We start from the raw sequence: 12,055 nt of genomic DNA on the forward strand, positions 1-12,055 counted from the left end.
TATGATGGAGTTAACAATAGATTTTGTTAATACAATTTATTCCGGAGGCGTACATGCAAAAGAGAATCTTTCCTGTCTTATTAACGGTGGCACTGGTATTTTCCAGCATTTTCTCCCTTTTTTCCTTACATAATCTTCAGGGCAATGCAAAGGTGATTAACTATGCGGGAGTCGTGCGAGGGGCAACCCAACGGCTTATTAAGCAGGAATTAAACAATTTCCCCAATGATGCGCTGATTGAGAAACTGGACGGTATCATTGATGAACTTCAGACCGGAAGAGGAGAGCATGGCCTGATCCGACTAAACAGCAGCCGATTCCAGGATCTTATAGCAAAGATGGAAGCGGACTGGGAGCAGTTAAAAGAAGAGATCTATGCGGTACGTTCAGGGGGAGACAGCGAAAAACTTTTTAAGGACAGCGAGGCGTACTTTGAATTGGCGGATGATGCCGTCTTTGCGGCAGAGCAGTATTCCGAAAAAAGCGAGTTTATCGCAGAGAAAGGCCTGCTTATTCTAAACTGCGCGTTTGTCCTGATGATCATCTTTCTGTACATTTATAATAGCAAGCAGTTAAAAAGGCAGACTGCCCTTCGGGAAGCAGAGGAGGAAAACCAGAGAAAACAGGAAAAACTGTCCCGGATGCAGGAAGCACTTCGTTACCCTCTCAATGAAATCTCGGAACTTTTATACATTTCTGATCCAAACACCTATGAACTTCTGTTTCTGAATACTGCAGGCATGGAAACCTTCCATGTGGATTCTTTGGAAGGCAGGAAATGCTATGAGGTCCTGCAGGGAAAAGAAGCACCCTGCGAGTTCTGCACCACGCATCTCCTTAGAGAAGGGGAAAACTATACGTGGGAATTCACCAATCCGCTGACGAACCGGCACTACCTTCTGAAGGACCGCCTGATTGAATGGGAGGGACGCAATGCCAGAATGGAGATAGCCTTTGACACCACGGAGTCGGAAAAGGAGAAGATGCAGTTAAAGTATACGATGGAAGCGGATCAGATGGTAACAGACTGCGTACGTACCCTGTATCAGAGGAGCGACATCCGTATAGCGATCCCCCAGGTCCTGGAAAAACTAGTAAGCTTCTTATCCGCGGACCGGGCTTATATCATCCATATCAGGGAAGGGCTGATGTACAATGACTACGAGTGGTGTGCCAAGGGAATTGCTCCCCAAAAGCAGGCTTTGCAGGCAATGCCCGTAGGATTGATAGACCGGTGGATTCCTTTCTTTGAGAAAAAGGAGTGCGTAGTCATCGAGGACCTGGAGAAACTTAAGGATTCCGCGCCTGAAGAGTACCGTATCCTTAACGGACAGAAGATTAAGAGCATTGTGGTGGCGCCATTAGAGCAGGATAGGGAATTGATTGGCTATCTGGGAGTGGATAACCCGCCCCCGGAAAGAATTACAAATATCGGTCCTCTGCTTCAGACGCTAAGTTATTTCCTGATGCTGGCCAGGCAGCATTCAGAGAGCCAGCAGCAACTGACTCATCTCAGTTACTTTGATGTTTTGACCGGGTTCTATAATAGAAACCGGTATATAGAGGATACGCAGGAACTGAATCATATGGAGGCCTCATTGGGAATCGTATATCTGGATGTAAACGGACTCAAGGATATTAACGACAAGTATGGCCATGAATTCGGAGACAAGGTTTTAATCGAGTGTGCCAGACGAATGAAGGTGGTATTTAAGGATGCTAACTTCTATCGGATTGGAGGAGATGAGTTTGTCATTATCTGTCCGGGAATAGACCAAGAGGCCTTTCAGGCGCTTCTGCGGGAATTGAAGGCCCAATTTCGCAAGGATACGAATTATCAGGCTGCGATCGGCGCGCAATGGATGGAATCCATCGATAATATAGGCCATATTATTGCGGCTGCGGATGCCCATATGTATGAAGATAAGAGGGCCTTTTACCACAGGCATCCGGAATCAAACCGATATAGACATTACAATGATCAGATTCTCCGGCTGGCGGACGAGCAGGCGCTGAAAGAAGAGTTAGAAAAGGGCCGTTTCGCCGTTTATCTGCAGCCGAAGATATCGTCTGCAAATTGTAGGGCCGAGGGGGCAGAAGCCCTTATTAGATATTGCCCGGATAAAGATACCCGGGTGATGCCGGATAAGTTTCTGCCGCTTTTGGAGGAATTCGAGATAATCAGCCTGATCGACTTCTTTGTATTCCGGTCTGTCTGCGGCAGGCTAAAGGAATGGATGGAACAAGGAAAAGAAATATTTCCGGTATCCGTTAATTTTTCCGGCGCATCACTGCGGGAACCGTCTTTTGTAGAGCAGCTTACAGAAATCTGCCGCAGCAATGGAGTTTTGGAAAAGTATATGGAGATAGAAGTCACAGAAAGAGTACATGATGTGGATGGTCTGGATATGAAAGCGGTGATAAAGGAACTGCGAAGCGCGGGATTTACGGTTGCAATTGATGATTTTGGGACAGAATACGCCAACCTCTCGCTTCTGTCGGAAGTAGACTTCGATATACTGAAGCTTGATAAGAGCATGATTGACCATATAACTACGAACCCCAAGTCCAGAGCGGTTGTGGAGACCGTCTCCAAAGTCTGCCATAAACTGGGGATCTGCATGGTGGCTGAGGGGATTGAGGAGGAGGAACAGTTTGAGATTCTGCGTGACTTCGGCGTGGAACTAATACAAGGATATCTTTTTGGAAAGCCGGTTAGTATAGAAGAATTTGAGCAACGCTATATGGATTGATTAAAGAGCGAGGCTTTATTGGGCATTTATTATTTTATATTTGGGCTGGTCAGGCTCCCGGGATGGACGGAACGAATCGTTTAATTCGTGTCAATTTGAGACGGTTGAACGCTTTCGTTCCTTTTTTGTGCAATTATTCCGTGATAGCATGAAAATAGAAGATAAATTCGGTGAATATGCTTAAAACAAAGACAAAGGGGGATGGAATGGAACTATTTGACGCAATCATTCGAAGGACCAGAGAGTACTTGTCTGCGTACAGCCCTCGGCGATACCCATATGACGCAAAGAAGTGCTGGAAGGAGACGGCATCCGGAGAAATGATCCTGCTTCGGGACGCTGCTTACGAACTTGGCGGAGGGAACTGCGAATCGGTCAACTATACCTGCGCGACTTCAGACCAGGAATTACTTATGGAGAATGAGATCTTGCTGTTTGGAGAGGACCTTCCGGAGTTAAAGCAGGACACTTCCTTTGCGAGGATCGTATTCTTAAGGACGGACGCCGCGGATAACTTTGAGGGAGAGGATGAACTATATCGCTTTGTAAGGGAACTGGAATATGTCCGCTACCATATTTTCCCCAAGGGGTATATGGTGCGGACATCAGCCAAGAGCAGCCGGGAGCAGGCAAGGGTCAGCAAGGATGCCATAGGGGCAGGAATCAATTTTGAGAGGCTTGGAAGCGCCTATATCAGGAAATATCTGAAGAATCCCAGGGTAAGGAATGTGCAGGTTCTGTTCCTGACGGGGATGAAGGAACTAGAGCCCTTTCTAAAAGAGGCGCAGCAAACGGATGCGGTCACGGGGGCGCTGAACCATATTTTGCAGGGAATGCCGATGAATTGCAAGACCTGCGATCTGAAGACAATCTGCGATGAAGTGGATGGGATGCGCTCGCTGCACCAGAAGAACAGGTAACAGAATGCCAAGAAAAGAAAAAGGAGAGAGCAATGGAAGGAAATGCAAAGGTAATTGCCGTAACAGGAAAAGGAGGCGTAGGGAAGACCTCCCTTGCGGCGGGGATGGTACGCAGGCTTACGCAGAGATATCCAGACGCAAAGATCCTGGCGATTGACGCAGACCCCGCTGTAGGGCTTGCGACTGCGCTGGATGCCAAGGTTAAGGAGACGCTGGATGATATCCGGCTGGAGATTACGCAAGGAGTCTCGGAAAAGTTAAAAGATACGCAGGATATCCTCTCAGAGGCCAGATTCCGCCTGCTGGACATGATGGATGAGGAAAAAGGATTCGCGTTTGTGGCGATCGGGAGGCCGGAATCATCGGGATGCTACTGTGCGATCAACTCCTACTTAAGAGACGTGATCTCCATGCTGGCAGGCCAGTTTGACTATGTGGTGATAGACGGGGAGGCTGGCATCGAGCAGGTGAACCGGCGGGTGATGGAACAAGTCACTCATCTTCTGCTGGTGACGGATCAGAGCAGAAAAGGCCTGCAGGTGATCCAGACGATCAAGGACGTGGCAGACCGCCTGGTAATGTATGAGAGGCTGGGAGTAGCGGTAAACCGGATTACGCAGGATGTGATCCCTTTTGGAAACCCCTTCCCGGATGCGCCATTTGTAGAGATCCGAAATGATGAAGCCCAGATTGTAAATGACATTCAGGGGAAAAGCGTGTTTGAACTTCCGGAGGAATGCGAACTTTTAAAAGGAGCGGACGGAATACTGGATGCATTGGGAATTTGAAAGGAGGCGGTAAGTCCATGAAAGATTTGAAACATCTGTATGCTTTGGAACAGCAGTTGATGGAGTGTAACAATGATATGGTGAAAGAGGCCTGCGAAAACGGGAAGATTGCCGTGGGGGACGTCTGCAGCATGATCCCGGAAGTACTCTTGAACCTGCCCGGATGCTTTTCCGTGCGTCTGCGCGCGCCGCGAACAGGCTCCATAGAGATCGGCACATACTACATGACCAGCCTTCTGTGCGAGTATTGCCGAGCCCTGGTGGAGCGGGCAGTGGAAGGGGACTATAATTTTCTGGACTGCATCATTGCCCCGGATGCCTGCGCGGCTATGAACCGGTGCGTGGAGAATATAGATCTTCTGAAAACTTGCGAAAAAGAGAAGTTCTTCATTACGTATTCGGATGTTCCCATGAAGTCGGATGAGACGGCGCTTAAGCATTATGTGAAACAGATGCGCCTAAGAGTGCTGGAGCCTCTTCATAACGTATATGGGATAGATATCTCGCAGGAAGCGCTTCTTAGCGCGGTCAGGCAGCACAATAGGGTATGCAGCCTGATCAATCAGCTGGGAGAATTCCGGAAGGAAGAGAAGCCCCGCATTACGGGATATGAGTTCTATCTCCTATGCCTGGCAACCTATTGCTGCCCGAAGGATGCGCTGATACCTATCCTGGAAGAGACGCTTGAGGAAGTCAAGGAACGCGAGCCGGACGAGGAGAAGCCATACCGCATCCGCGTGGTACTGGCCGGGTCTGAGATTGACGACCTGGATTTTGTGAAACTGATTGAAGACAATGGGGCGATGGTGGTTGCAGACCGGCACTGCTTTGGCTCTTTCCCGGGAAGGGAAGAGATTAAAGTCCGGGAAGGGGAAGATCTGCTGACCCAGATCTGCCGCCACTATATGGTCACCGGGCAATGTCCGAGATTCATGAATACAGAAAAGATCGAAGAACGCAAGGACTATGTTGACAGGCTGGCAAAGGAATACAAGGCGGACGGGATCATCTACGAGCAGATGAAGTTCTGCGACTATTGGGGCTATGAGAGGATGGTGGCCAGCCATATCATGCACGAAGAATATGGATATCCGGTGCTTTCCATCGACCGTCCTTATGTAGTAGGGAGTTCCGGGCAGCTGCGGACAAGAGTGCAGGCCTTTGTGGAAAGCGTAGAGATTAAAAAGATACAAGGAGGGAGATAGATGGGCAGAAAGATCAACAGTGAGAAGCTGGGCAGGCTCTACTGCGGCAAGAAGACCAAGAAGCGCCGGGAGTGGAGAGGGGTCTCAGATACCTGGTATGACTATACGCGCTGGGTCAGGAACTGGGCGGTGATGGCGAAGTTCATGGCAAAGCCAGCCAATCTGAAGGGATTCTTCCGTTACAGATGGATGGGCAATTATCTGGCAGTGCCGGATTTTGTGGATCGGCACACGGAAGGACTGAGAGGGCCTCAGCTTAGGATTGCCCATCAGGAGTTTGACTTTATCGTGGAACACGTATGCGATACCATAGGAAATCTGTTCCGGGCTGATCCAAAATGTGGAAATGATCAGGAGTTTAACAAGAAGATTGTGGTGTTTGATGAAAATATGATGTCCCAGATCATGAACGGATTCCCAAACCTTCACATGGTATGCCGGGAGATCCCGATTGTCTACACGCCTTCGACTGTAGCCCAGGATGGCGTCCTGCACTACATTGATGTGGCAGAAGAATTCGGGCTGCCTTCGGATGTATGCCCGATGCCAGCGGCCGAGCTGGGCTGCGCCATTGATGACGACTATCCGCTGGTAGGCGTATGTGCTGTCAACTGTAATACTACCTGTGACGGAAGCCTGATGGGAAATGGCGTGGAGGCGAGAAGATTCGGCATTCCTACTTTCCAGCTGGCAGTGCCGATCCGTCACATGCAGCAGAGCGTGCAGGAATACGGAGCGGAGGAGATTGCCAACTGCATCCGATTCATCGAAGAGCAGACCGGCGAGACGTTCGACTGGGATCATTACTTTCAGTGTATGGAGACATTTAATGAAGAGACCAAATTATTCCGGGAGTGGCTGGATCTTTCCAAGACGAACCGTCCGCAGGTCATCGGCAACAACGTAGCGCTTTACCGGGATGCCTACTACCAGGTGGGAGGAGGAAGAGACGCCCGTTTTCTGGAAAATGACAGAAAGATTACGGAACTGGCATATGAAGGATATGAGAAAAAGGTCTCCTGCGTGTCGGAAGTACGTCACCGGGCGGTACTGTGGGGCGTCCAGGCGCAATATTATACGGCATTTCCGATCTGGCTTCAGAACTGCTGGGGCATCCTGCCGCTGATCGACATGCTGAGCCTGACCTCTACGGAATTATATAGCACCACTGATCGGCAGCAGGCGCTGTATGATATGGCAGACTTATATATGAAGATGAACATGAGAAACCGCTCCAACGGAGGCTATGAAGTAGGCGTGGATGACCTGTGGCGCTTCTGTGAGGAATTCCATGCGGACATGGTCATCATGTATGAGCATATCGGGTGCAAGGCAATGGCTGGATATCATGGGATCTTCGAAGAACAGGCAAGAGAGAGAGGCCTTCATCTGATCTGGGTTACCCATGGCCTGATGGATCCAAGGAAAGCAAGCCGCAAGGACATGCGGGACGAGGTGAGCCGGTATATGAGAACCGTGCTGCAGGAAGAGCCGCTGGATCCGTCTCTGGAAGATTTCCCGGATGAGAATAACTGGTAGGAAGGAGTAAGAGGGCTATGAAGAGATATTTTGGCGGATGTGATGTGGGGTCTACCTATACGAAATGCGTGATCCTTGATGAGGAAGGAAAGATGGCAGCCCATACCACGATAAAGAGCAAGATGAATTCAGAGAAAAGCGCCAGGACTGCTATGGAGGAGACGCTCAGACAGATTCCCGGACTTGATACCCCGGAGGATCTGGAGTATCTGATCGGTACCGGCTATGGAAGGAACAAGGTGCCGTTCGCGCAGGAAAATATAAGCGAGATCAGCTGCCATGCCATGGGCGTTCATGTGACGGATCCAAAAGTAAGATCCATCATTGATATTGGCGGGCAGGATATAAAGGGAATCGCGATCGATACAGATGGCACGGTGAAGAACTTTGCCATGAACGATAAGTGCGCAGCAGGAACCGGGCGCTTCTATGAGACCATGGCAGGCGCGTTTGAGATGTCGCTTCCGGAATTTTCCAAACTGTCCCTGACTGCTAAGAATGTCATTCCGATTACAGCGCAGTGCACGGTGTTTGCGGAGAGCGAAGTCATCACGCTGGTGGGCGAGGGCAAGCCCATGGATGAGATCGCGGCGGGAATCCAAAGATCGGTGGCTAAAAGGTGCTTTGTGATGGCGAAAAAAGCCGGCGCTACAGACAGTGTCACGCTGACCGGAGGGTGTGCCAAGAATGAAGGGCTTAAGAAGGCCATCCAGCAGGTGCTGAAGCTGAAGGTGGTGGATCTGGGCACAGACCCGCAGTTGATGGGGGCCTTAGGCGCGGCCGAGTATGCAAGGCAGAAAGGCCTGGCAAAACGAAAGGGGAGGTAAGGATGAAAGAACGTATTTGGAAGATCGCAAAGACGTTAACCATCGTTTCGGCTGTACTGTTCGTACTTAGCCTGATCGTGTATTTTTTTAATCTGGATATGAAGCTGGCGGCCCAGATGCAGAAGGCGATGGACATGGTATATGACAGACGCAAGAGGGACCGCAGGCTGTAGATGGCTGCCAGGATGGCATGCGGACAGGAAGGAGTGAAGATATGAGACCGCTGATAATGAAACTTGCGACGAAGATAAGCGTGGAGGCCAAATCCTATACGGGCATCACGGTCAATGACCCGGAATACCGGATTCTGGAACCGGTGGTGACCGACGAGATGGCAGAGGTGGCGCTTGCCGCGAAAGTCCGCAAGAATATGACTGCCCAGGAAATTGCGAAACGATGCAAAAAGCCGCTGGAGGAGACGAAGAAGCTTCTCTGGGATCTGGCTGTTGCAGGCGTCATGCGCGTACATAGTGAAAATGGCACGGACTACTATATGCTGCCAATCTGGGTGCCGGGCATCATGGAGATGATGGTGGCCAATAAAGAGCAGGCAGAGAAATATCCGGTGATGGCAGAGTGCTTCGAGGAGTATACTCGCAGGAGGACCCGGCTGCTTGGCCCCAATGTCCCTGTAGGAAAGGGGCTGATGCGCGTCATTCCGGTGGAAGAGGCGATTGACGGGGAGAATCATGCCGCCAGCTACGAGGAAGTATCTACCTATATCGAGAATGCGTGGAGGCTGTGCGTGTCCGACTGTACGTGCCGCCGTTCCCGCCGCCTTATGGGAGAGGGATGCGGGCATCTGGAAAAGGATATGTGCATCCAGCTGGATGAAGGCGCCGATTACTTCATCCGTACCGGCGTAGGACGGGAGATCACGAAGGAAGAGGCCTATGAAATCCTGAAGCGTGCGGAAGAAAACGGACTGGTGCATGAGATACAGAACCTGGATGGAGAAGGGAAGACGGTGGCGATCTGCAACTGCTGCAGTTGCTCCTGCTTCTCCCTCAGAGTCGGAAAGTATTACATGTCTCCGGACTTCAACCGTTCCAACTATGTCTCCAGCATAGACGCAGAAAAGTGCGTGGCATGCGGCCAGTGCGTGGAGAACTGTCAGGTAAATGCCTTGCACCTGGGAAGAAAACTGTGCGCAAAAACTCCGGTCCCGGAAAAGGAAAAAGATACGCCTCATGACCACGTATGGATGCTGGATAAGAAGCGGTGGAATCCCCAGTTCCGGTACAATCGGGATGAGATAGACGAGAATGGAACCGCGCCTTGCAAGACCAACTGTCCGGCACACATCGCGGTACAGGGATATATCAAACTTGCGGCCCAGGGAAAATACAGGGATGCCTTGGAATTGATCAAGAAGAACAATCCATTCCCGGCTGTCTGCGGACACATCTGTAACCGCCGGTGCGAGGATGCCTGTTCCCGTGCCGATGTGGATGAGCCGGTTGCCATTGATGAGATTAAGAAGTTCATCGCCGAGCAGGAACTAAGGGAAGAGAACCGCTATGTTCCTAAGATGCAGAATCCCCAAGGGGAAAAGTATGGCAGGAAGATTGCCGTCGTAGGCGGCGGCCCCGGCGGATTAAGCTGCGCGTTCTATCTGCAGCAGCGGGGGTATGACGTCACCGTCTTTGAGAAAAACGACAGGCCCGGAGGCATGCTGGTCTTTGGAATACCGGCATTTCGCCTGGAAAAGGACATAGTAGAAACTGAGATCGAGGTGCTTCGTCAGATGGGAGTAGAGTTCCGGACGAATACGGAAGTGGGGAAGGATATCACCATCCGTGAACTGCGAATGCAGGGATATGAGGCATTCTACCTGGCCATTGGGGCACAGGGAGGTAGAAGGCTTGGCGTGGAAGGCGAGGATGCATCCGGCGTATTATCAGGCGTAGAATTCTTACGGAAGATGAATCTTCATGAGGCTTTGAAACTGGAAGGCAGGACCGTCGTCGTAGGCGGAGGGAATGTAGCCATCGACGTGGCGCGCACCGCCGTCCGTGCTGGAAGCAGCGAGGTGGGGCTCTACTGCCTGGAAAGTGAAAAAGAGATGCCCGCGCAGGAAGAAGAGCAGCAAGAGGCAAAAGAAGAGGGAGTCTCCCTGAATCACGGATGGGGACCGAAGCGGATCCTGGCGGAAGACGGCAAGGTAAAGGGAATCGAATTCAAGAGGTGTACCCGCGTATTCGATGAAGAGCACCGATTTCATCCACAGTATGATGAAGCAGATACGGTCATCGTGGAATGCGACAATATACTGGTGTCTATCGGACAGTCCATCCAGTGGGGAACCATGCTGGACGGCACGCGGGTAAGAGTGAGGCGTAACCAGGCTGCGATGGCGGATGAGAAGACATACCAGACGGGAGAGCCAGACATATTTGTAGGAGGAGATGCCTATACAGGGCCGAAGTTTGCCATAGACGCCATAGCCGCAGGAAAAGAGGCGGCAGAATCTATCCATCGGTATGTACAGCCCGGACAGAGTCTGCTGATCGGCCGTCCGGCGGGCAAGTACCATGAACTGGATAAGGAAAATGTGGACTGGGATAGTTTTGACCATACGCCAAGACAGCAGCCGAAGAAGCCGGATCCGGCCAAGGCGAAGGAAACAATGCGGGATCTGCGGGGGACATTTACGGAAGAACAGGTAAAAAAGGAGACGGAACGATGTCTTGGATGCGGAGCAACCGTGGTGGACCAGAATATATGCGTGGGCTGCGGCATATGCACGACCAAATGCAAGTTTGACGCAGTGCATCTGGAACGCCGTTATGACGCCCATGAAGTTCCATATGAGAAACTGATTGTAAACCACATGGCGCCGACTTTGATGAAGCGGGGAGCAAAGATCGCGGCCAGGAAGGCCAAGGACATCACGCTTAGCAGAAAGAGAAGGCAGAATTGAAGGTAGAGGCATATGCATGAACTTGGAATCGTATTTAGCGTAGCGGATAAGGTGCTGGAAATCGCCAGGGACAATGACCTTACAGAGATTGTGGCCATTACCATGCAGATTGGGGAGATCAGTTCCGTGATTCCGGATTATCTTAAGAAATGCTTTCCGGCGGCTGTGGAGAGAAGCCCGCTTTTTGAGCATACAGAACTGAAGATCGAGATTCTTCCTGCCAGGTATCTGTGCCACAGCTGCGGAGAATCCTTCAGTCTGGCACAGTTCAAAGAAAGCGGCGGCTGTCCGGCCTGTAGGGAGCAGGATTTTCTGGAACTTCTGACCGGGCGGGAGTGTTTTATAAAGAATATAGAAGCATATTGATCAGATTTTAAGAGCGGCACGACATCTTAGGATGCCAGGCCGCTCTTTCTTAGCTAATTTTCTTCAACAATCCAGGTATTCCTCAGATATTCCGGCATGGCCTCGTAGAAAAGTCCGGCCAAATCCTCCGGCGTCATATCCTCCGGGGTATTGAGCCATTCCTGCAGAATGCCTACGCATCCGTGGCAGTATAGGCTTATGGTATAGCGGTCACGCACGCTAAGCGAAGTCTGGCCCGTGGAAGACAGGTAGCATTTCTCGACGATTCCAAAAGAATAGGAATATAGGAATCCGGAATGAGCATTCTGTCCGGATGAGCGGAAGGCACGCCGATAGTACCGGGAATCCTCGGCGATTCCCCTGCACATATGCAGCAGGAATTCCCTCCAGCTGCGGCAGACCCGCTGGCCGATCAGCCGTTCCGCCAATACCATGGAATTAAAGTTCAAGACATCATACTTGTCATGGAAATATCGGTAGAATGTGGACTTTGAAACACCGCTTTGATTGATGATCATTTCCACGGTGATTTTTTCAAAGGGCATATGGTTTAGTAATTCATTAAAGGCATCGAAAATGCGTTGCCTTGTATAGGAACTGTGGGTCATGGCAAACCTCCCGTCAATCATTCTACGGCAGTAATCTTAAGTAATATTATAAATGATAGGAGTCGGAACTGCAAATAATTATGTGCACAGCCGCACATTTCTGTGCTATGATTCGTTAAATAAAGT

At 50.6% G+C, this 12,055-nt stretch carries 10 protein-coding genes and 1 pseudogene; 10 read left to right on the plus strand and 1 reads right to left on the minus strand.

The window, feature by feature from the left end:
* Positions 1-53: 53 nt before the first annotated feature.
* The 10 genes and pseudogenes from K0036_RS03085 (at position 54) to K0036_RS03125 (ending at position 11,321) form a co-directional block, all read left to right on the plus strand.
* Positions 54-2,753 carry a GGDEF domain-containing protein gene (locus K0036_RS03085; protein WP_220430729.1) on the plus strand — a complete coding sequence of 900 codons (2,700 nt, stop codon included), beginning with the start codon at positions 54-56 and terminating at the stop codon, positions 2,751-2,753.
* Positions 2,754-2,959: 206 nt separating this feature from the next.
* Positions 2,960-3,673 carry a hypothetical protein gene (locus K0036_RS03090; protein WP_220430730.1) on the plus strand — a complete coding sequence of 238 codons (714 nt, stop codon included), beginning with the start codon at positions 2,960-2,962 and terminating at the stop codon, positions 3,671-3,673.
* A gap of 32 nt (positions 3,674-3,705) precedes the next feature.
* Positions 3,706-4,461, plus strand: a complete 756-nt coding sequence (locus tag K0036_RS03095) for an AAA family ATPase (protein WP_220430731.1) — start codon at positions 3,706-3,708, stop codon at positions 4,459-4,461.
* A gap of 17 nt (positions 4,462-4,478) precedes the next feature.
* On the plus strand, positions 4,479-5,666 hold the full coding sequence (locus K0036_RS03100; RefSeq protein WP_220430732.1) for a 2-hydroxyacyl-CoA dehydratase family protein: 1,188 nt from the start codon (positions 4,479-4,481) through the stop codon (positions 5,664-5,666).
* Entirely contained in the window at positions 5,667-7,205 is a 1,539-nt protein-coding gene (locus tag K0036_RS03105; protein ID WP_220430733.1) for a 2-hydroxyacyl-CoA dehydratase family protein, read from the plus strand. It begins immediately after the preceding gene.
* A gap of 17 nt (positions 7,206-7,222) precedes the next feature.
* Complete coding sequence (locus K0036_RS03110; protein WP_025645309.1) at positions 7,223-8,032, plus strand: acyl-CoA dehydratase activase; 810 nt, start codon at positions 7,223-7,225, stop codon at positions 8,030-8,032.
* Between the two features lie 2 nt (positions 8,033-8,034).
* Complete coding sequence (locus K0036_RS03115) at positions 8,035-8,205, plus strand: hypothetical protein (RefSeq protein WP_173693600.1); 171 nt, start codon at positions 8,035-8,037, stop codon at positions 8,203-8,205.
* 854 nt (positions 8,206-9,059) lie between these two features.
* A pseudogene (locus tag K0036_RS19635) lies at positions 9,060-9,530 on the plus strand (4Fe-4S binding protein); the annotation flags it as partial.
* Positions 9,519-10,955: an FAD-dependent oxidoreductase gene (locus K0036_RS19640; RefSeq protein WP_420341580.1), complete on the plus strand. Its 1,437-nt coding sequence runs from the start codon at positions 9,519-9,521 to the stop codon at positions 10,953-10,955. The pseudogene K0036_RS19635 and the gene K0036_RS19640, both read left to right, overlap by 12 nt.
* Before the next feature lie 12 nt (positions 10,956-10,967).
* Positions 10,968-11,321, plus strand: a complete 354-nt coding sequence (locus K0036_RS03125; RefSeq protein ID WP_220430735.1) for a hydrogenase maturation nickel metallochaperone HypA — start codon at positions 10,968-10,970, stop codon at positions 11,319-11,321.
* A 53-nt stretch (positions 11,322-11,374) separates the two neighbouring features.
* Here the strand turns inward: K0036_RS03125 and K0036_RS03130 are convergent, their stop codons facing one another.
* Complete coding sequence (locus K0036_RS03130) at positions 11,375-11,929, minus strand: TetR/AcrR family transcriptional regulator C-terminal domain-containing protein (protein WP_025645303.1); 555 nt, start codon at positions 11,927-11,929, stop codon at positions 11,375-11,377.
* Positions 11,930-12,055 lie beyond the last annotated feature (126 nt).

It is taken from the genome of [Clostridium] scindens (assembly GCF_019597925.1).
GTDB lineage: Bacteria > Bacillota > Clostridia > Lachnospirales > Lachnospiraceae > Clostridium_AP.